Here is a 20,098-nt window from a genome sequence, read left to right on the forward strand (position 1 = left end):
CATGCGCCATGCAGAAGGAGCCCGCGGTGAGTGCTGACCAGATGCTCGCCTTCAAGACCGACTGCCACCTCTTCAGTGGCTGCGGCTTCGAGGCTCCAGGGCTCCACTCGTTCGTCTTCGAGCCGATGTTCACCGTCGGCGGTATCGCCTTCAACAAGCCGATACTGCTGGCCCTTGTCGGCACGCTCGCCATCGTGTGGTTCTTCTGGGCCGCTTTCAACAAGCCCAAGCTGGTGCCCGGCAAGCTCCAGATGGTCGGCGAGGCCGGCTACGACTTCATCCGCAGGGGCGTCGTCTACGAGACCATGGGCAAGAAGGAGGGCGAGAAGTATGTCCCCTTCGTGGTCGCCCTCTTCTTCTTCGTGTGGGTGATGAACCTCTGGGCGGTCATCCCGCTCGCACAGTTCCCCGTGACCTCGATCTTCTCGATTCCGCTCGGTCTCGCGCTGGTTGTCTACGTCACCTGGGTCGGGCTCACCTTCAAGCGGAACGGTTTCGTCGGCGCCTGGAAGAACTTCACCGGCTACGACAAGTCGCTCGGGGCCGTTCTGCCGCTGGTCATGCTCATCGAGCTGTTCTCCAACCTGCTGGTGCGCCCCTTCACCCACGCGGTCCGGCTCTTCGCGAACATGTTTGCCGGGCACATGCTCGTGGCGCTCTTCACCATCGCCAGCTGGTACATGCTCAACGGTATCGGGATCGCCTACTCGGCCGTCTCCTTCGTGATGACCGTCGTGATGATCGCCTTCGAGCTTTTCATCCAGGTGATCCAGGCGTATGTCTTCGTCCTCTTGACCTGCACCTATCTCCAGGGCGCGCTCGCTGAGGAACACTGAGTCCGCCTCTCCCGCACACCCCCAAGATGTCCGGCGACCAATCCCCGCCGGTCCGTACAGAGAAGGAAGTAACGGCATGTCCGCTGCTCTCGAAATGGTCAACCTCGCCGCCACCAAGGGCGTGACCGGCAACCTCGGTTCCGTCGGTTACGGTCTGGCCGCCATCGGCCCCGGCATCGGCGTCGGCATCGTTTTCGGTAACGGCACCCAGGCCCTGGCCCGCCAGCCCGAGGCCGCCGGTCTGATCAGGCAGAACCAGATCCTCGGCTTCGCCTTCTGTGAGGCGCTGGCCCTGATCGGCATCGTCATGGGCTTCATCTTCAAGAGCTGACGCCCGGAGCGAATGATCCAATCCCGACGGAAGGCACTGACGTGAACGCCCTGGTACACATGGCGGAGACAGAGGTTCCGCAGAACCCGCTTGTCCCGCCGATTCCAGAGCTGGTCATCGGCCTGATCGCTTTCGCCATCGTCTTCTTCTTCCTGTGGAAGAAGCTCCTCCCCACCATCAACAAGGTGCTGGAAGAGCGTCGTGAAGCCATTGAGGGCGGCATCGAGAAGGCCGAGGCGGCTCAGCAGGAAGCGTCCGACGTACTCCAGCAGTACAAGGACCAGCTCTCGGAGGCCCGCCACGAAGCGGCGCGGCTGCGTGCCGAGGCGCAGGAGCAGGGCGCGACCCTCATCGCTGAGATGCGCGCCGAGGGCCAGCGGCAGCGTGAGGAGATCATCGCCGCCGGCCACGCCCAGATCGAGGCCGACCGCAAGCAGGCCGCGCAGCTGCTCCGCCAGGACGTGGGCAAGCTCGCGACCGACCTGGCGGGCAAGCTCGTCGGCGAGTCCCTTGAGGACCACGCCCGGCAGAGCCGCACCATCGACCGCTTCCTCGACCAGCTCGAGGAGCGGGCGGACGCCAACGGGGCCGCCCGATGAAGGCCGGAACGGCGACGAAGCGAGCGAGCGCTAGCGAGCGAGCTGAGGAGCGTGACCGATGAATGGAGCGAGCCGTGAGGCGCTTGCCGCCGCACGTGAGAGCCTGGCCGCGCTGACCGACTCCACGTCGGTCGACGCAGCCGCGCTCGCCGACGAGCTGGCGGCCGTGACCACGCTGCTGGAGCGCGAGGTCTCGCTGCGCCGGGTCCTCACCGACCCGGCGCGGGACGGGGAGTCCAAGGCCGGGCTCGCCTCCCGTGTGCTGGGCGAGCAGGTCGGCGGGCCCGCCGTCGATCTGGTGTCCGGCATGGTGCGCTCCCGCTGGTCCTCCCCCCGCGACCTGGTCGATGCCATCGAGGTGCTGGCGGACTCCGCCGACCTCGTGGCGGCCGAGCGGGACGGCTCGCTGGACGACGTGGAGGACGAGCTGTTCCGGTTCGCCCGGACGGTCTCCTCCTCCGCCGAGCTGCGCTCCGCCCTCTCCGACCAGAGGGCACGGAGCGAGGCGAAGGCCGCCCTGCTGCACACGCTGCTGGGCGGCAGGGCCCAGCCGGCCACGGAGCGGCTGGTGACGCGCCTTGTGACACAGCCGCGGGGACGTAGCCTGGAGGGAGGGTTCGACGCCCTCACCCAGCTCGCCGCCGAGCGCCGCAACCGTTCGGTCGCCGTCGTCACCTCCGCGGTGCCGCTCAGTGACCGCCAGCGGCAGCGTCTCGCCGACGCACTCGCCTCGCTGTACGGCCGCCAGGTTCACCTGAACCTCGATGTGGACCCGCAGGTCCTCGGCGGCATCACGGTGCGGGTGGGCGATGAGGTCATCAACGGCTCCATCGCCGACCGTCTCGACGACGCTCAGCGGCGCATGGCCGGCTGAACACCAACTCAACAAGCACGAACGCGGCCCGAGTTGGGCCGTACAAGGGATGACGGGGGAGAAGACGCCCCCCGGAGCCCGAAGGAACTTACGGGCCCAACAAGGAGAGCAGGGAACCCAGATGGCGGAGCTCACGATCCGGCCGGATGAGATCCGGGACGCGCTGGAGAACTTTGTCCAGTCGTACACGCCGGACGCGGCCTCGCGCGAAGAGGTCGGTACGGTCAGCGCTGCCAGCGATGGCATCGCGAAGGTCGAGGGGCTGCCCTCGGTCATGGCGAACGAGCTGCTGAAGTTCGAGGACGGCACCCTCGGCCTCGCCCTCAACCTCGAGGAGCGCGAGATCGGTGCCGTCGTCCTCGGTGAGTTCAGCGGCATCGAAGAGGGCCAGCCGGTGCACCGTACCGGCGAGGTCCTGTCGGCCCCGGTCGGCGACGGCTACCTCGGCCGTGTCGTGGACCCGCTGGGCGCCCCGATCGACGGGCTCGGCGAGATCGAGGCCGAAGGCCGCCGTGCCCTGGAGCTCCAGGCGCCCACGGTCATGCAGCGCAAGTCCGTCCATGAGCCGATGGAGACGGGCTACAAGGCTGTGGACACCATGACCCCGATCGGCCGCGGCCAGCGGCAGCTCGTCATCGGTGACCGCCAGACCGGCAAGACCGCGATGTGCGTGGACACGATCATCAACCAGCGCGACAACTGGCGCTCCGGTGACCCCGAAAAGCAGGTCCGCTGCATCTACGTCGCCGTCGGCCAGAAGGGCTCCACCATCGCGTCCGTGCGCGGCGCGCTGGAGGAGGCGGGCGCGCTGGAGTACACCACCATCGTGGCGGCCCCGGCGTCCGACCCGGCCGGCTTCAAGTACATCGCCCCCTACACCGGCTCGGCCATCGGCCAGCACTGGATGTACCAGGGGCAGCACGTCCTGATCGTCTTCGACGACCTCACCAAGCAGGCCGACGCCTACCGCGCCGTCTCCCTGCTGCTGCGCCGCCCGCCGGGCCGTGAGGCGTACCCGGGCGACGTCTTCTACCTGCACTCCCGGCTGCTGGAGCGCTGCGCCAAGCTCTCCGACGACATGGGCAAGGGCTCGATGACGGGTCTGCCGATCGTCGAGACCAAGGCGAACGACGTGTCGGCGTTCATTCCGACCAACGTCATCTCCATCACCGACGGCCAGTGCTTCTTGGAATCGGACCTGTTCAACGCGGGCCAGCGCCCGGCGCTGAACGTCGGTATCTCCGTCTCCCGGGTCGGCGGCTCGGCCCAGCACAAGGCGATCCGGCAGATCACCGGCTCGCTCCGGGTGGACCTGGCCCAGTACCGCGAGCTGGAGGCGTTCGCCGCCTTCGGCTCCGACCTCGACGACGCCTCCAAGGGCGCGCTGGAGCGCGGCAAGCGGATGGTCGAGCTGCTCAAGCAGTCGCAGTACGCGCCGTTCGCCACCGAGGACCAGGTCGTGTCCGTGTGGTCCGGTACGAACGGCAAGATGGACGACGTGCCGGTCGAGGACATCCGCCGCTTCGAGCGTGAGCTGCTGGACTACATGCACCGGGAGCACCAGGGGCTGCTGACCAGCATCCGCGAGGGCGCGAAGATGTCGGACGACACCATCCAGACCCTCGGCGACGCGGTGGACGCGTTCAAGACCCAGTTCGAGACCTCGGACGGCAAGCTCCTGGGCGAGGACTGAGCATGGGTGCCCAGCTCAGGGTCTACAAGCGGCGGATCAAGTCCGTCACTGCGACCAAGAAGATCACCCGGGCGATGGAGATGATCGCCGCCTCGCGCATCGTCAAGGCGCAGCGCAGGGTGGCGGCCTCCGAGCCGTACGCGACGGAGCTGACCCGCGCGGTCACCGCCGTCGCACAGGGGTCCGATGCCAAGCACCCGCTGACCACCGAGGCGGAGCGTCCCACGCGGGCTGCCGTGCTGCTCATCACGAGCGACCGGGGTCTCGCGGGCGGCTACAACTCCAACGCCATCAAGGCGGCCGAGCGGCTCAACAAGCGGCTGGCCGGCGAGGGCAAGGAAGTCGTCAGCTTCATCGTCGGCACCAAGGGCGTGTCCTACTACGGCTTCCGCGGCCGGCAGGTCGAGAAGTCGTGGTCCGGCTTCACGGACAACCCGACCTACGCGGACGCCAAGGCCGTCGCCGCGCCGCTGATCGAGGCGATCACGGCGGAGACCGGCGAGGGCGGTGTGGATGAGCTGCACATCGTCTACACCGAGTTCATCTCGATGATCACGCAGACCCCGGTGGACAACCGGATGCTGCCGCTGCACCTCGGGACGGACGCCCAGGCGGCGGACGCGGAGACGGCCAAGCCCGGCTCCGCCGTCATGCCGCTGTACGACTTCGAGCCGTCGGCCGAGGACGTGCTGGACGCGCTGCTGCCGCGCTATGTCGAATCGCGGATCTACAACGCCCTGCTCCAGGCGGCGGCCTCCAAGCACGCCGCCACGCGCCGGGCGATGAAGTCGGCGACCGACAACGCGGAAGATCTGATCAAGTCGCTGACGCGGCTTGCCAACGCGGCCCGCCAGGCCGACATCACCCAGGAAATCAGCGAGATCGTCGGTGGGGCGAGCGCGCTGGCTGACGCTAACGCGGGGAGTGACCGCTAACCATGACCACCACAGTTGAGACGGCCGCTGCGACGGGCCGCGTAGCCCGGGTCATCGGCCCGGTCGTCGACGTGGAATTCCCCGTCGATGCCATGCCGGAGATCTACAACGCCCTGCACGTCGAGGTCGCCGACCCGGCGGAAGAGGGCAAGAAGAAGACCCTGACGCTGGAGGTCGCGCAGCACCTGGGCGAGGGCCTCGTCAAGGCGATCTCCATGGAGCCCACCGACGGCCTGGTCCGCCAGGCCGTGGTGACCGACACCGGCGAGAGCATCACCGTGCCGGTCGGCGACGTCACCAAGGGCCGGGTGTTCAACACCCTGGGCAAGATCCTGAACGAGCCGGAGGCCGAGTCGGAGATCACCGAGCGGTGGTCCATCCACCGCAAGGCCCCCGCCTTCGACCAGCTTGAGTCCAAGACCGAGATGTTCGAGACCGGCCTGAAGGTCGTCGACCTGCTGACCCCGTACGTCAAGGGCGGCAAGATCGGCCTGTTCGGCGGCGCCGGCGTCGGCAAGACGGTGCTCATCCAGGAAATGATCATGCGTGTGGCCAAGCTGCACGAGGGCGTTTCCGTGTTCGCCGGGGTCGGCGAGCGCACCCGTGAGGGCAACGACCTGATCGAGGAGATGGCCGAGTCCGGCGTGCTGCCGCAGACCGCGCTGGTCTTCGGTCAGATGGACGAGCCGCCGGGCACCCGTCTGCGGGTCGCGCTGGCCGGTCTGACCATGGCGGAGTACTTCCGCGATGTGCAGAACCAGGACGTGCTGTTCTTCATCGACAACATCTTCCGGTTCACCCAGGCCGGCTCCGAGGTCTCCACGCTGCTCGGCCGGATGCCCTCCGCGGTGGGCTACCAGCCGAACCTGGCGGACGAGATGGGTGTGCTCCAGGAGCGCATCACCTCGACCCGCGGTAACTCGATCACCTCGATGCAGGCGATCTACGTGCCCGCGGACGACCTCACCGACCCGGCCCCGGCCAACGTGTTCGCGCACCTCGACGCGACCACGACCCTGTCCCGGCCGATCTCGGAGAAGGGCATCTACCCGGCGGTGGACCCGCTGGATTCGACGTCCCGGATCCTGGACCCCCGCTTCGTCTCGCAGGCGCACTACGACTGTGCCGAGCGGGTCAAGGGGGTCCTGCAGAAGTACAAGGACCTCCAGGACATCATCTCCATCCTCGGTATCGACGAGCTGTCCGAGGAGGACAAGCTCACCGTCAGCCGTGCGCGCCGCATCGAGCGCTTCCTGTCGCAGAACACCCACGCGGCGAAGCAGTTCACCGGCCTCGACGGATCCGACGTTCCGCTGGACGAGTCGATCACGGCCTTCAACGCGATCGCCGATGGTGAGTACGACCACTTCCCGGAGCAGGCGTTCTTCATGTGCGGTGGTCTTGACGACCTCAAGGCCAAGGCGAAGGAGCTGGGCGTCTCCTGACTCCCCTCCGCGCACGGCCGTGCATCCGCGCGCCTCAGCGCGCCGTTGTGTGCGGTCGTGCGCGGGCAGTGCTCCGCAGCGGGGGCGGGTATGCGTACCTGCCCCCGCGCCGCACCCCTTATCCTTTCCCCATCCCAGTCTGAGGAGCCACAGTGGCTGAGCTGCACGTCGAGTTGGTCGCCGCCGACCGCAAGGTCTGGTCGGGCAAGGCCAGCCTGGTCGTCGCGCGCACCTCCTCGGGTGATATCGGCGTCATGCCCGGCCACCAGCCGCTGCTCGGTGTGCTGGAGTCCGGCCCCGTCACCATCCGTACGACAGGTGAGAGCGGCGATGGCACCGTCGTCGCCGCCGTGCACGGCGGCTTCATCTCCTTCGCCGAGAACCAGCTCTCCTTGCTGGCCGAGATCGCGGAGCTGACCGACGAGATCGATGTCGAGCGGGCGGAGCGCGCGCTGGAGCAGGCCAAGTCCCAGGCGGACGCCGACGCGGAGCTGCGCGCCGATGTCCGGTTGCGAGCGGTGACGGCCGTTCGCTGACATTTGCCGCGGCATAACTGTCGCGTCACGATGACACTCAGCCGCGGGTGGTTCCGGAATTCTCCGGGGCCGTCCGCGGCTGACGCCATACAGAAGCGGTTGGAGTGACCCGCGAGGTTCGGGGTCTCGGAGTAAGCGAGGAGGTCGGTGAAGATGGTCCTCGCTCTGTTGCTGTGCGGCGCGGTCGTCCTGCTGGTGTTGGCGGGACTCTTCGCCTTCGGGGTACGCAGGCGGCTCATCCAGCGCTCCGGAGGTACGTTCGACTGCAACCTGCGCTGGGAGGTGTCCCAGCAGGAGGCGGAGGAACCTTCCGGCAAAGGGTGGGCCTATGGAATCGCCCGCTACAACGGTGACCGGATCGAGTGGTTCCGCGTCTTCTCCTATGCCCCCAGGCCCCGCCGCCATCTTGTGCGCGGGGCCATTGACGTTCTGGAGCGCAGGTCGCCTCGTGGCGAGGAGGAGCAGGCGCTGTTGTCGGACGCCATCGTGCTGGCGTGCGCGGTGGGGACCGAGCGGACGCGGGTGGAGCTGGCGCTCAGCGAGGACGCGCTGACGGGCTTCCTGGCCTGGCTGGAGGCGGCGCCGCCGGGGCAGCGCGTGAACGTGGCCTGAGCGGCCCGCAGCCCGCCCGATCCGGGTTGTTCCTCGCCGTTGCCAGGACGCTCTCGGCCCGGCGGCTGGCGTCCGCCTCGTCCGGCGGCTGGCGGACGGCCCCCGGCGGATGGCGCATGGCGGGCGGCGCCCGGCGCTCAGCCGAGGAGTGCCGCGATCACCACGAGTACGGGCACCGCGAGGATCGTCGAGAGCAGGATGGACTCCCGGGCCAGGCGGGTGGCCACGTTGTAGCGGCTGGCGTAGGTGAACAGGTTCTGGGCCGAGGGCAGTGCCGCGGTGACGACCACCGCGAACAGCTCCCTGCCGTGCAGCCCGAACAAGGCCGTCCCCAGCAGCCACGCGGTGGCCGGCTGGCCCGCGGCCTTGAGCGCGACCGACAGCAGCATCGGCCCCCGGTCACTGCCGCGTCCCGGCAGCGTGCTCCCGTACAGCGATATGCCGAACGCGAGCAGCACCGCCGGCACCGACATCGCGCCGATCAGCTGGAAGGGCTCCATGACGGGGTCCGGCAGTTCGCGGCCGGTCACCGCTACGGCCACCCCGCTGAGGGAGCCCAGCACGATCGGGTTGCGGAAGGGGCTGGTGATACGGCGCAGCACGCTGTCGCCGCCGCTGGAGGCCGAGGCGTCGAGGACGGTCAGCCCGATGGGCGTCATCACCAGCAGTTGGAACAGCAGCACCGGGGCGACGAGCGAGGCGTCGCCCAGCACATAGGCGGCGATGGGGATGCCGAGGTTGCCCGCGTTCACATAGCTGGCGCACAGCGCGCCCACGGTCGTCTGTCCCAGAGGCCAGCGGCGGATCGCGCCCACCGCGGCGTAGAGGCCGGCCATGGCGAAGGTGCACAGTGCGGTGATGGCCAGGGGTGCGGAGACCAGGAGCGACAGGTCGGCGTGCGCCAGGGTCTCGAACATCAGCGCGGGGCTGGCGACATGGAAGGCCAGCTTCGTCAGGACCTCGCGGCCGTTGTCGCCCAGCAAGCGGTAGCGGCCGAGGACGTAGCCGGTGCCGATGACGACGGCGATGACGGCGAAGCCGGTGATCACGCCGGACACGGCTGACCTCCCCCTGTGCGGTGTACGAGACTCGCTCAATTGTCCGCACGGGGGCGGGCGAGGTGGCAGGGGGCCCGGGATGTTGCCTGGTCAAGGCCGGGTTGTGGTGAATTGGGGCCGGTTCGTCGGGGCCGGTTCCAGGCGGAGGCAGAGCCGGGGAGAGAGAAGGGGAGCGGAGAGGGAGAGGGGGAGGCGCAGGGAGAGAGGGGGAAGCGGAGCCGCTCGGGCGTCGGTCAGGGAGCGGGGATGCCCAACTCCTGGGCCAGCACGGCCGCCTGGGTCCTGCTGCGCAGCCCCAGCTTGGCGAGCAGCCTGCTGACGTGGGTCTTGACGGTGGCCTCCGCCATGCTGAGGCGGCGGGCGACGTCGGCGTTCGACAGGCCCTCGCCCAGGCAGCCGAGCACTTCGCGCTCCCGGCGCGTCAGGTCGCCGAGGCCGGGCGGCGCCTCGACGGGAGCGTGTGCGGAACCAGGGGCGCCCGAGGCGAACTCGGCGATCAGGCGGCGGGTGACGGCGGGGGCGATCATGCCCTGGCCCCGGGCGACCGTACGCACCGCCTCGATCACGGTCGCGGCGTCGCTGTCCTTGAGGAGGAAGCCCGAGGCCCCGGCGCGCAGCGCCCCGAAGACGTACTCGTCCAGGTCGAAGGTGGTCAGCACCAGCACATCGGCCAGGCCGTCGCCGGTGATGCGGCGGGTGGCGCTCATCCCGTCGAGACGGGGCATCTGGATGTCCATCAGCACGACATCGGGGCAGAGTTCGCCCGCGAGCCGTACGGCCTCCTCGCCGTCACCCGCCTCGCCGACCACCTGGATCCCCGGCGCGTTGCGGAGGATGAGGACGAGGCCCGCGCGTACGGCCTGCTGGTCCTCGGCGACCAGGACGCGGAGGTCCCGGGCAGGTCCGTTGTGTACGGCGCCGGAGTTCGTCACCGGATGCCCTCCTGGTGCTGGTGCTGGTGCTGGTGCTGGTGCTGGTGCTTCGCGGATGTGGTGCCGCACGGAGTGGCCCGGTGTTCCGACGCTTCCGTGTGCGCGGCGGTGGTCCTGAGCGGCGTCATTGGTGGCGGCTCCGGTCGGCCGGCTCCGCCGTCGCCGGGAGTACGGCCCGCACCTCCCACACCTTCCCGGCGACCGGGCCCGGCGCCGGACCGGCCGTCAACTCCCCGTGCAGCAGCTCGACCCGTTCGCGCATACCGATGAGACCCGCACCCGCTCCCGGCGCGCGCGGGCTGTCGCGTCCGGCTCGCGCCGGCAGCGGGCTGGTGACCTTCAGGCGCAGCGTGTCGGCGCGGTCGAGCTCGACGGTGACGGGGCCGGGCGCGGCGTGCTTGAGCGCGTTGGTGACCGCCTCCTGGATGACGCGGTAGGCCGCCAGTTCGACGGGCGCGGGCAGCCGTTCGCCGTCCGGCGCCCGATGGTCCCGCAGCGTGAAGGTGCGGTCGCTCCCGGCGGTGGCGCGAGCCCGCTCCAGCAGGGCCTCCAGCCCGTCGAGGGAGGGCGTGGCGACGGGCTCCCGCACGCCCTCGGCATCGCGCAGCAGCCCGATGAGACGGCGCATCTCGGCGAGGCCCTGAACGCTGTTCTCGCGAATGACGCCGAGCGCTTCCCGGGTGGGATCGCCGCCCGTGCCGCCCGTGCCGCCCGTGCCGCCCGCGCCGTCGGGCGGACCGTCGTCGTTCGGGCCGGACCGCTTGGCCCGGACGTCCGGCGGGGAATCCCGGAAGGAGAGCGCCGCCGTGGAGTGGATGGCGATCGCCGAGAGGTGGTTGGCGACCACATCGTGCAGTTCGCGGGCCATGCGGGAGCGTTCGGCGTTGATCGCCTGGACCCGGTCCATCTCGGCCAGCAGCGCGGTCTGTTCGGCCCGCAGCCGCTCCGCCGCCGCCTCGTCCCGGTGGTCGCGGATGATGAGGCCGGTCCAGGCGGGAAAGAGGACGAGGCTGGCGCAGACGCCCGCGATCAGCAGCATGTCGGCCCGCTGGAAGACCGCCAGCAGCCCCGCCGCGACGACGATGGCGAAGATCACCGAGCCGCGCAGCGCCACCCGGGAGAGCCGCGCCGAGCCGTAGAGCACGGCGGCGTACAGCACGTCCGTGAACAGCACCAGCGTCACCAGCAGCGATCCCGTCATCAGATCGGCGGCCTCCGCCAGGATGGCCAGCACCAGCGCGTACGGCTGCCACGTACGTCGGCCGAGCACCGCCAGGCACATCGCCGCCAGCGGCACGAGCGCCAGCCAGCGCGGGCCGCGGGCCAGCAGCGGCTCGTTGGTGAGGCCGAACGTCCACAGCAGCAGGCCGCCCGCCGCACCGGCGAGCGCGATCAGCACATCGACACGGTGGGGGCGGCGCGCGCCCGGCGCGCCTGCGGCGGCTGTGGTCATGGCCCCATTCTCCTGCGAAGGCCCGGCACGGGCCCGGGCCCGTGCCCCAGGGCGGCTCGCGTCCGGCGGGCCGGAGTACGACGTGGCCACACTAGATCGCCGCCCGTGCCGCACTCGTCCTCCGTCCGGCCGGACGGAGGAGGGCGCGACTGCACCTTTCGATGCAGTGCGCGGCTCCGGGAATCGTCATGCGCGACGAGGCGGCGGGGGCCGCCCCCGGGCGAGGCTGGTGGGGCTCGTCCGATACGACGCCGCCCGGCCCTGGCCCCGGCCCCGACGCCGACCGCGCCCCGACGCCGGCCGGCTCGCTCGCACCGGATACCGCTCGATTCGCCCCTGCCGCACGGCCGTACCGGATTCCCGGAGAAAACAGGAGGGCGCTCACTGTGATCGTGACGCTGATCATCATCTGCGAGGCCGCCTTCTGGGTGCTGCTCGCGATAGGGCTCGCGTTGCGCTATCTCGCGCGGATGCCGCGCGCGGGTGCGGCCGTGTTGTTGTGCGAGCCTCTGTTGGAGGTCGTGCTGTTCGTGGTGACGGCCATCGATTTGAGGAACGGGGCCGAGCCGGACTGGAAGCACGGCCTGGCCGCCGTCTATGTGGGCTTCACCGCCGCCTACGGGCACTACATGGTCAAGTGGGCCGATGGGCACGCCGCACACCGCCTCGGCGGCGGCCCGCGCCCGGCCGGACCCCCGCGCTACGGGGCGGCGCGCGCATGGCACGAGTGGAAGATGGCGGCGCGCATGCTCGGCGGCGGCGCCATCGCCGCCGTGCTGCTCCAGCTCGCGGCCTGGTATGTGGGCGACCCGGACCAGAGCGCGCCGCTTCACGAATGGCAGACGCGGGTGGGCGCGGTGTGCGTGATCTTCATCGCCATCGCGCTGAGCTACACGATCTGGCCGAAGCGGGCCAAGGGCGCCGCGGACGAGCACGATCCGGGCGCGCGGTCCTTGTCCGAGCCGCACACCGAGCGGCCCTCGTCCACCAAGTCCCTCCGGTAAGCGGCGAGTTCGAGCGTCGGCTCGTCATCCGGGCCGCACGGAAAGACCAGGTCGCCCCGGCGTCGAGGGGCCCGTCCGGGGCGCGGAGGAACTTCTTGGGCGAGGCCATCGAGACGGCCCCCCGGCCGTCACGCGGCGGGGTCGCGGGTCGGTGGCTGTTTGGAGTCCGGCTTTTTCAAGGCGGCCAGCGTCGCGCGGGTGTCGGTCTTCAGCATGCGGACGAGGGTCGCCGGGGTCGGCGGCTTGAACTTCTCGTCCGGGCCGCCTGCGAACCAGCTCCACCGCATCTCGTACGTCAGCCACCCCGCGCGCACGGCCAGCGTCGCGCTCCCCAGCGTCGAGCCGCGCTGTTCGCGCACGAGATACGCCTCGTCACCGAAGCCCCCGACCGGCGTGACCGTGTACTTGTACGAGCCGCTGCCCTGATCCTTCCAGGTGCGCTGCTCGGAGGCGAACTCACCGGTGGGGTCGGAGCGTTTGTGCCATCTGACCGTGGTGGACACATAGGTGGTCGCGGGTGTGCTGGAGGTCTCGCCGCGTTGCAGCAGGGTGCGTGAGCACTGGCTGACGTTGAGGCCCTTCTGCCGCGAGGAGTAGCCGTCCGGCTCGTCGTTCGAGGGTTCGGACAGCTCGTACTCGGCCAGGAACGACTTGATCTTCGCCGTCTCGCACATGTCGTGGTGGAAGCGGTAGCCCTGGAAGTCGGCCTCCGACGCCGACGGTCCGGAGCCCTTGCCGTCCAGCGCGCCGGTCGCCATCAGGCTCCCCGCCCAGGTGACCGAGGCGAGCACGGCCCCGCCGAGCGCCCACAGCCAGCGCGGTCCGGCGCCGCGCGAGGGCGGGGCCGGGGGAGCGGGGGGCGGGCCGGGCGGTGCGGGCGGACCGGGCAGGCCCGGCGGGGTGGCGTACGGGTTCTGGTACGGGTACGCGGGCATCGCCGTGGAGGTCGGCAGTTGCGAGTACGGCTGCTGCGGCTGGGCCCCCGGTATCGACATGGGGGAAATCTAGCCGCTCACCCGCAGAGCTGATCAGTGGCCTCCTGGCAGCGACGCGGCGAACGCCTCAAGGGCGGCCAGGGTGCCGGCGGTGTCCGTGTGCACATGTCCCGACATGCCCAGCTCGCGCGCGGCTTCGACGTTTGCGGTCATGTCGTCCACGAACAGTGAGCCGGCGGCGGTGGCGCCCAGCAACTCCAGCGTGTGGGTGTAGATGCGCGGATCCGGTTTGGCGAAACCCACCTCGCAGGAGAGCACGGCCGCGTCGGCGGCCCCGAGCCGGTCGGCGAGGTTGGGCCGGGCATCCGGCCACGCGTTGCTGACGAACGCGGTGCGGGCCCTGCCCCGCAGCCCCGCCACGGCGGCCAGCAACTCCTCGTCCCACTCGGGCCGGGCGGCCAGGTCCGCGCGCACCTCGCTCACGGACGCTTCGTCCAGCCCGAGGCGCTCGCCGACGAGCGCCCACCACTCGGCGTTGCTCATCCGGCCGATGAGCACCTGCTCGTCGTTGCCGTCGTAGACGGCGGCGATGAAGTCCCGCTCGGAGATGCGCAGGCGGGCGGCCCACTTGGCAGCGGCGGCGGGCAGCTTGTCCGCGACGAGCACGCCGCCCAGGTCGATGAGCAGCGCCGCACCCTGTCCCGCCGTCACCGTTCGCCCCCCGGCACCCACAGCACGTCGCCCACGGCCTTGTTGGCGGTTCGGGCCAGGATGAACAGCAGGTCCGAGAGGCGGTTGAGGTAGGTCGCGGTCAGCGGGTTCATCGTCTCGCCGTGCTCCTCCAGCGCGGCCCAGGTGGAGCGCTCGGCCCTGCGCACGACTGTGCACGCCTGGTGCAGCAGGGCCGCGCCGGGGGTGCCGCCGGGCAGGATGAAGGAGCGGAGCTTCTCCAGGTCCTCCAGGAAGTGGTCGCAGTCCGCCTCCAGCTTGTCGATGTAGCTCTGTTCGACCCGCAGCGGCGGATACTTCGGGTTCTCGACGACCGGCGTGGACAGGTCGGCACCCACGTCGAACAGGTCGTTCTGCACGCGCACCAAGACCGTGCGCATCTCCTCGCCGAGGTCGCCGAGGGCGAGGGCCACTCCGATCGCGGCGTTGGCCTCATTGGCGTCCGCGTATGCCGCGATGCGGGCGTCCGTCTTGGCGGTGCGGCTCATGTCGCCGAGCGCGGTGGTGCCCTTGTCGCCGGTTCGGGTGTAGATCCGCGTGAGGTTAACCATGCTGCGAGCGTAGCCCGCCGGGCCGGTCGGGGAAGGGTGCCGAGCCGGTCGCGGAAGGGGTCCGAGCCGGTCGCGGAAGAGTGCCGGAGCGGCAGCAGAAGGGCGCGGGGGCGTACCGGGACGGGAACCCGGGTGCGCCCCGCCGGGGCAGCGCCGGCCTCCACGCGCACGGCGTCTGCGGGGGCCGGGCCGGGGTGGTCGTGGGCGCACTGCCCAAGTACGCTTCCAGGGCCGGGTGATGCGGCCCCACGCGCTGCGCGCCCCCCGGTGTGATGTCCGCCATGTGAGACGTGATACGTGTCTCTTCGCCGCCCATGCCTTGCCTGAAAGCGCTAATGTCCGCCCAACGGACGGTTATTCACGGGTGTGTACGGCGGAAACCGCGTAGCGGGTACGCGCGGGGGCGCGACCGCCCGGTGGGACGAAGTGAGGGTGAAGAACGTGGCGAAGAAGCTCGCCGTCATCGGGGCCGGACTCATGGGCTCCGGAATCGCGCAGGTCTCCGCACAGGCGGGCTGGGACGTGGTCCTCCGCGATGTGACGGACGAGGCGCTCGCCCGGGGCACCGGCGGAATCAAGGCGTCCTACGACAAGTTCGTCAGCAAGGGCAAACTGGAATCCGCCGACGCCGAGGCCGCGCTCGCCCGCATCACCACCACCACGGACCTGGATGCCGTGGCCGGTGCCGACCTCGTGGTCGAGGCCGTCTTCGAGAAGATCGAGGTCAAGCGGGAGATCTTCGCGGCACTCGACAAGATCGTGGACGAGCGGACCGTCCTCGCCTCCAACACCTCCGCGATCCCCATCACCAAGATCGCGGCGGCCACCGCGCACCCCGAACGTGTCGTCGGCACACACTTCTTCTCGCCCGTGCCCATGATGGGCCTGTGCGAGCTGGTGCGCGGCCACAAGACCAGCGACGAAACCCTCGCCACCGCACGGGAGTTCGCCGAGTCCGTCGGCAAGACCTGCGTCGTCGTCAACCGTGACGTGGCGGGCTTTGTCACCACCCGCCTCATCTCCGCACTCGTGGTCGAGGCCGCCAAGCTCTACGAATCCGGGGTGGCCTCGGCCGAGGACATCGACACGGCCTGCCGGCTCGGCTTCGGCCACGCCATGGGCCCCCTGGCCACAGCCGACCTCACCGGCGTGGACATCCTGTTGCACGCCGCCGAGAACATCTGGACCGAGTCCAAGGACGGCAAGTTCGCGCCGCCCGAGCTGATGCGGCGGATGGTGGACGCGGGTGACCTGGGGCGCAAGAGCGGGCAGGGCTTCTACGAGCACTGAGGGGTTGAGTGCCGGGCACGCGGTGGCGAGCGCCGGGCGGCGAGTACCGCGGAGCCGGCGCGGAGTTCTCGGCATCCGGTCGCACGGCACCCGGCTGTTCGACTGCTGCTCCGCGGGGAGACGGTGTATACGGCGGGACGATCCCGGGTCCGCCCGTCGCCGTCCACCGGCTCCCCGGCCGGCCGCCCTCTCCGCTCGCCGCCGGTACGACCGTCGCCCCTGTGTCCGCCGCTCTCGCCCGGCCGGGTGAAAGTCGGTATCGGTCGGGAAACGGACGGCAACTTCGCCGCAGCCGCCGGAGTCAGTTGTGGTGGGAAACGCGGGGACCACGGGGACGATGCGGGCCATGGGGGGCTAGGGGAGCCATGGAAAAAACTGTGTAAAAGTTCACGCACCGGACACCGAGATCAACCGCACCGGACACCAACCCAGGAGCGCATATGCACATCAGGGGCGACCACGCCGAGCTGGTCGTCGGAGGTCGTCTCGACGTCCGCAGCGCGGCGGACGCCCGAACGGTCCTGCACGCCGCCGTCGATTCGGGTGACGGTGATCTCGTGCTCGACCTCGCCGAACTGGACTCGTGGGATGCCACGGGCCTCGGCGTCATCATGGGCGCACACCGCCGCGCCGGACGCTGTGGCAGGAGGCTCGTACTGCGTGAAGTGCCCCCGCAGATGCAGCGCCTGTTGATGGCCACACGGCTCCACCGGATTCTCGCTATCGAAACGGCGGCGGTACCCTCCGGCCGGAGGATGCCGGAAAAGACCGCGGCGCCGGAGGAACCCGTGGAAGACACCGGAGCGGTTGCGTCCGGTTCCCGGAATTCCGACATCCGAATCCTCACAAAGCCATGACGTACGGGCCCGCACCGCGTGCCGCCGGTTCCTGGACAATGGTCCTTGAGCTGCGCCGCCCCGGCTGTTGAGGCGCGGCACCGTTCTCTGGGGGCGACACCATGGATCCACAAGGCAGTGAGCGCTACGAGCACGGCGGAGTGCAAGGCGGCGTGCACGGCGCGGGCAGCCAGGGGCGCGCGCGGGCCGTGCAGCTGGTCGCTGACGAATACCTGCTGACGGTCAACCCGATCGACGGCAGCGAGGTCGAGCCGTGCCCGCCGGGTGAACAGCTGGACCGCCCCGTCAAGCTCTCCCCGGGCGAACGCCCCGCCCCCTTCAGCGCCCGTGACCTCGTCGCCTCCGCCTCGCCCCCGCCGCCCCCGCCCTTCCTGGAGCGTGACGAGGAGCGCGAACGGCTCGCCAGGCTCCTCGCGCGGGGCCGCTCCGTACGGCTCACCGGCCCGGCCGGCTCCGGGCGCAGCGCCCTGCTGGACGCCGTCGCCGAGGATGTCGCCACCCTCGCCCCCGACGGCGTCGTGCGCCTGAACGGATACCACCGCACCCCCAGCGACCTGATGTACGAGCTGTTCTCCGCCGTCCACCGTGCTCCCCTGTACCGGCCGGGCAAGGCCGAGCTGCGGCAGGCGCTGAGCACCGTGGGCGCCGTCGTGGTCGTGGACGACCTGGAGTTCGGCGGCACCGCCCTGGATGAGGTGCTGCGCGCCACGCCCGAATGCGCGTTCCTGCTGGCCGCCACCCCGGAGGTGGCCCAGCCGGCGCCCGAGTCCCACATCGAGGAGGTCTTCCTCGCCGGACTGAGCCGCACCGCCTGCCTGGAGCTGCTGGAGCACGCCGTGCACCGCCCGCTCACCGACCAGGAGGCGGACTGGGCGGGCGACCTGTGGTTCGGCTCCGAAGGGCTGGCGCTGCGCTTCGTACAGGCCGGGGCGCTGCTGCGCCTCCAGGGCAGCTCCGGGGTCATCCCCGCGCTGACCGACGACACCGCGCTCGCGCCCCTGCTGGCCGCCGCCCTGCCGGAATCCGGGCTTCAGACCCTGCGTCTGGCCCTCGCGCTCGACGGTGAACTGCCGCAGCCCGCCCACCTGCCCGCCCTCACCGGCGACCAGCAGGCCGACGACTGCCTCCCCGACCTGCTGGCCCACGGCCTCATCGCCCCGAAGGGGGAGCACTTCAAGCTCGCCCCCGGAGTCGCCGAGCAGCTCACCGAGGCGGGATACGCCGAAGGCGCGGAGGACTACGCACTCTCCGCGGCCCAGCACTACACCTGGTGGGCGGGCCACCCCTCGGTCACGGCGGGCCGCGTCGCCATCGAGACCGCGCCCCTCCTCGCCGCCATACGGGGCGTCCAGCGAAGCGGCAACCCCAGCGCCGCCGTGCTGCTGTCCCGCACCGCCGCACCCGTGTTCGCGGCGGGGCTGCGCTGGAGCGCCTGGGAGCGTGCGCTGCGCTGCGGCCAGGAGTCGGCCAGGGCCTCCGGGGAGATCGCTGAAGAGGCGTACTTCCACCACGAGTTGGGCGTCCTCGCGCTGACCACCGGCAACCCGCACCGGGCCCACGCCGAGCTGGAGGCCGCCATAGCCCTGCGCGGGACGCTCTCGGAGCAGCGCGGCATCGTCGCGGGGCGCCGGGCCCTGGCGCTGGTGACCGACCGGCTCGCGGGCGGGACGAGCGCCGCGCGCGCCGCAGGACCGGCACCGGCATCCTCCGGCGCGGCTGTGCCCCCGCCGTCGGTGGCGGCCTCCGAGACGGCGCCCGCGCCCCTGTCCCCGGCCACGCCGGGGCGCGACGCCGGTCGCGGGGCGAACGCGGGAGAGGTGGCCCCGACGCCGCACGAGGGCGTGCCCTCCGCTCCGGTCGCCCCGGTCGCCCCGGTGGTGACGACCGGGGTCGTGACGGCGGGGGCCGTGCCGGCCGGAGCGACAACGTCGGTGGCCTCCGCCGCCACCGCGCGGCCCGCGAAGGGCGAGACGCTGGTCGCCGCTTCAGGCGGCACGGGGGAGGGAGCAGCGGGTCACGGCGCGGGGAAGCGCGGCGGGGCGCACGGAGGCCCCTCGCGCTGGTCGGCCTTCACGAGCAGCAAGCGGAATGTGGCGGCGGCAGGGGCCGGTGCCCTGCTCGCCGCCGTTCTCGGCACGATCGTCACCCTGGGAGCCGCGTCCGACGACGGCAAGCCGGACACGGTACGGCCCGACCGCTCGACCTCCCAGGAGGACGACGACGAGGACGGTGTCACGGCCGACCGCCCGCCGGAGGACGGCGGCACCGGAAGCCAGTCGGGGCAGCCCGCGGCAGGCCCCGGCACGCGCGCTCCCCAGGGCGGCGGGGGCCCGGCCGGGAGCAGCAAGCCCGATACGCGGAAGCCGAGTTCGCCCGGCGGCGGAGATTCCGCCAGCGCCTCGGAGGACCCCTCGAACGACCCGGGCACGCCGCCGTCCTCGCCTCACGACCCGCCCTCTTCCCCCGACGATCCGCCGTCCACCCCGGAGGACCCGCCCTCCTCGTCCGACCCCACGCCCACGCCGACGGACGAGCCGACGACACAGAAGCCGCCGCCCGGGCCGTCGGGCGGCGACGCGGGCGGCAGCGGCGGACCGACCGGCAGCACCCGGCGCGGGGACGCGCCGAGCGGGCAGGGAACGCCGGGCGAGGCCGCGTAGCCGCGCCCACCGGAGGACGAGCCGCCGGAAGACGGTGACCGGCCCTCCGGAGGGTGGTTCAGAACAGCCGGAGCTTGTCGTCCTCGATGCCGCGCAGTGCGTCGTAGTCCAGCGTCACGCAGTCGATGCCGCGGTCGGTGGCCAGCACGCGGGCCTGCGGTTTGATCTCCTGCGCGGCGAACACGCCCTTGACCGGCGCGAGATGGGGATCGCGGTTGAGCAGCTCCAGATAGCGGGTGAGCTGTTCGACACCGTCGATCTCGCCGCGCCGCTTGATCTCGATGGCGACGGTGACGCCGTCCGCGTCCCGGCACAGGATGTCAACGGGGCCGATGGCGGTGGGGAACTCGCGCCGGATCAGCGTCCAGCCGTCCCCCAGGGTCTCCATGCGGTCCGCGAGCAGCTCCTGAAGGTGTGCTTCCACGCCATCCTTGATCAGTCCGGGATCGACCCCGAGTTCGTGCGACGAGTCGTGGAGGATCTCCTCCATCGTGATGATGAGCTTCTCGCCGGCCTTGTTCTCCACCGTCCAGCGCTGATCGTCTCCCTCTTTGAGAGTGCACGGCGGAGACATCCAGTTGAGGGGCTTGTACGCACGGTCGTCGGCGTGGACGGAGACTGATCCGTCGGCCTTCACCAGGATGAGCCGGGGGGCGGACGGGAGGTGTGCGGTGAGCCTGCCGGCGTAGTCGACAGAGCATCGGGCGATGACGAGACGCATGGTCGGTCACGCTACTTGACGCGCGGCGCTCCGCGCGATTCGCCCCT

General features: G+C 70.9%; 21 protein-coding genes. 13 read left to right on the forward strand and 8 right to left on the reverse strand.

Annotated elements, in window-relative coordinates:
* Nucleotides 1-8 precede the first annotated feature (8 nt).
* The 9 genes from atpB to ABD339_RS07855 all read left to right on the forward strand — a co-directional run bounded on the left by atpB (nucleotide 9) and on the right by ABD339_RS07855 (nucleotide 7,861).
* Nucleotides 9-836, forward strand: coding sequence for a F0F1 ATP synthase subunit A (atpB, locus tag ABD339_RS07815; protein WP_344563565.1), 828 nt, complete (start codon nucleotides 9-11; stop codon nucleotides 834-836).
* 76 nt (nucleotides 837-912) lie between these two features.
* Nucleotides 913-1,167, forward strand: a complete 255-nt coding sequence (atpE, locus tag ABD339_RS07820) for an ATP synthase F0 subunit C (RefSeq protein WP_344563567.1) — start codon at nucleotides 913-915, stop codon at nucleotides 1,165-1,167.
* A 59-nt stretch (nucleotides 1,168-1,226) separates the two neighbouring features.
* Entirely contained in the window at nucleotides 1,227-1,766 is a 540-nt protein-coding gene (locus tag ABD339_RS07825) for a F0F1 ATP synthase subunit B (protein ID WP_425575933.1), read from the forward strand.
* A 58-nt stretch (nucleotides 1,767-1,824) separates the two neighbouring features.
* Complete coding sequence (locus ABD339_RS07830; protein ID WP_344563571.1) at nucleotides 1,825-2,640, forward strand: F0F1 ATP synthase subunit delta; 816 nt, start codon at nucleotides 1,825-1,827, stop codon at nucleotides 2,638-2,640.
* Nucleotides 2,641-2,761: 121 nt separating this feature from the next.
* On the forward strand, nucleotides 2,762-4,333 hold the full coding sequence (gene atpA / locus ABD339_RS07835) for a F0F1 ATP synthase subunit alpha (protein WP_344563573.1): 1,572 nt from the start codon (nucleotides 2,762-2,764) through the stop codon (nucleotides 4,331-4,333).
* Between the two features lie 2 nt (nucleotides 4,334-4,335).
* The gene (locus ABD339_RS07840; RefSeq protein WP_344563575.1) at nucleotides 4,336-5,268 is read left to right on the forward strand and encodes a F0F1 ATP synthase subunit gamma; all 933 of its coding nucleotides are present in this window, start codon (nucleotides 4,336-4,338) and stop codon (nucleotides 5,266-5,268) included.
* A 2-nt stretch (nucleotides 5,269-5,270) separates the two neighbouring features.
* Nucleotides 5,271-6,713: a F0F1 ATP synthase subunit beta gene (gene atpD / locus ABD339_RS07845; RefSeq protein WP_344563577.1), complete on the forward strand. Its 1,443-nt coding sequence runs from the start codon at nucleotides 5,271-5,273 to the stop codon at nucleotides 6,711-6,713.
* A gap of 152 nt (nucleotides 6,714-6,865) precedes the next feature.
* The gene (locus tag ABD339_RS07850; protein WP_344563579.1) at nucleotides 6,866-7,249 is read left to right on the forward strand and encodes a F0F1 ATP synthase subunit epsilon; all 384 of its coding nucleotides are present in this window, start codon (nucleotides 6,866-6,868) and stop codon (nucleotides 7,247-7,249) included.
* 153 nt (nucleotides 7,250-7,402) lie between these two features.
* Complete coding sequence (locus tag ABD339_RS07855) at nucleotides 7,403-7,861, forward strand: DUF2550 domain-containing protein (RefSeq protein WP_344563581.1); 459 nt, start codon at nucleotides 7,403-7,405, stop codon at nucleotides 7,859-7,861.
* A gap of 137 nt (nucleotides 7,862-7,998) precedes the next feature.
* On the opposite strand, the gene ABD339_RS07860 is transcribed toward ABD339_RS07855, so the two are convergent.
* The 4 genes from ABD339_RS07860 to ABD339_RS07875 form a co-directional block, all read right to left on the reverse strand.
* Nucleotides 7,999-8,919 (reverse strand): AEC family transporter, encoded by a 921-nt coding sequence (locus ABD339_RS07860; protein WP_344563583.1) that lies wholly within the window; start codon nucleotides 8,917-8,919, stop codon nucleotides 7,999-8,001.
* A gap of 233 nt (nucleotides 8,920-9,152) precedes the next feature.
* The gene (locus tag ABD339_RS07865; protein ID WP_344563585.1) at nucleotides 9,153-9,851 is read right to left on the reverse strand and encodes a response regulator; all 699 of its coding nucleotides are present in this window, start codon (nucleotides 9,849-9,851) and stop codon (nucleotides 9,153-9,155) included.
* Complete coding sequence (locus ABD339_RS07870; RefSeq protein ID WP_344563587.1) at nucleotides 9,848-9,979, reverse strand: hypothetical protein; 132 nt, start codon at nucleotides 9,977-9,979, stop codon at nucleotides 9,848-9,850. The genes ABD339_RS07865 and ABD339_RS07870 overlap by 4 nt, the downstream gene beginning before the upstream one ends.
* Complete coding sequence (locus tag ABD339_RS07875) at nucleotides 9,976-11,304, reverse strand: sensor histidine kinase (protein WP_344563589.1); 1,329 nt, start codon at nucleotides 11,302-11,304, stop codon at nucleotides 9,976-9,978. The genes ABD339_RS07870 and ABD339_RS07875 overlap by 4 nt, the downstream gene beginning before the upstream one ends.
* 386 nt (nucleotides 11,305-11,690) lie before the next feature.
* Between ABD339_RS07875 and ABD339_RS07880 the strand changes: the two genes are divergently transcribed.
* Nucleotides 11,691-12,308: a hypothetical protein gene (locus ABD339_RS07880; protein WP_344563590.1), complete on the forward strand. Its 618-nt coding sequence runs from the start codon at nucleotides 11,691-11,693 to the stop codon at nucleotides 12,306-12,308.
* Between the two features lie 128 nt (nucleotides 12,309-12,436).
* On the opposite strand, the gene ABD339_RS07885 is transcribed toward ABD339_RS07880, so the two are convergent.
* Genes ABD339_RS07885 through ABD339_RS07895 form a run of 3 tightly spaced genes read right to left on the reverse strand, consistent with a single transcriptional unit; the run spans nucleotide 12,437 to nucleotide 14,523 of the window.
* A complete protein-coding gene (locus tag ABD339_RS07885) occupies nucleotides 12,437-13,303 on the reverse strand; it encodes a hypothetical protein (protein WP_344563592.1) in 867 nt (288 codons plus the stop codon).
* Nucleotides 13,304-13,336: 33 nt separating this feature from the next.
* The gene (locus ABD339_RS07890; protein ID WP_344563593.1) at nucleotides 13,337-13,954 is read right to left on the reverse strand and encodes an HAD-IA family hydrolase; all 618 of its coding nucleotides are present in this window, start codon (nucleotides 13,952-13,954) and stop codon (nucleotides 13,337-13,339) included.
* A complete protein-coding gene (locus ABD339_RS07895) occupies nucleotides 13,951-14,523 on the reverse strand; it encodes a cob(I)yrinic acid a,c-diamide adenosyltransferase (protein WP_344563595.1) in 573 nt (190 codons plus the stop codon). Before ABD339_RS07895 ends, ABD339_RS07890 begins: the two co-directional genes overlap by 4 nt.
* A gap of 441 nt (nucleotides 14,524-14,964) precedes the next feature.
* On the opposite strand from ABD339_RS07895, the gene ABD339_RS07900 reads away from it, so the two are divergent.
* From ABD339_RS07900 to ABD339_RS07910, 3 genes are all read left to right on the forward strand, one after another.
* Nucleotides 14,965-15,813 carry a 3-hydroxyacyl-CoA dehydrogenase family protein gene (locus tag ABD339_RS07900; protein ID WP_344563597.1) on the forward strand — a complete coding sequence of 283 codons (849 nt, stop codon included), beginning with the start codon at nucleotides 14,965-14,967 and terminating at the stop codon, nucleotides 15,811-15,813.
* 440 nt (nucleotides 15,814-16,253) lie between these two features.
* Entirely contained in the window at nucleotides 16,254-16,670 is a 417-nt protein-coding gene (locus ABD339_RS07905) for an STAS domain-containing protein (RefSeq protein WP_425575922.1), read from the forward strand.
* 101 nt (nucleotides 16,671-16,771) lie between these two features.
* On the forward strand, nucleotides 16,772-19,330 hold the full coding sequence (locus tag ABD339_RS07910) for an ATP-binding protein (protein ID WP_344563599.1): 2,559 nt from the start codon (nucleotides 16,772-16,774) through the stop codon (nucleotides 19,328-19,330).
* Nucleotides 19,331-19,388: 58 nt separating this feature from the next.
* Here ABD339_RS07910 and nucS read toward each other — a convergent pair whose 3' ends face one another.
* A complete protein-coding gene (gene nucS / locus ABD339_RS07915) occupies nucleotides 19,389-20,051 on the reverse strand; it encodes an endonuclease NucS (protein ID WP_344563601.1) in 663 nt (220 codons plus the stop codon).
* Nucleotides 20,052-20,098: the final 47 nt, after the last annotated feature.

This window comes from Streptomyces axinellae (genome assembly GCF_039532135.1).
Taxonomy (GTDB): Bacteria; Actinomycetota; Actinomycetes; order Streptomycetales; family Streptomycetaceae; genus Streptomyces; species Streptomyces axinellae.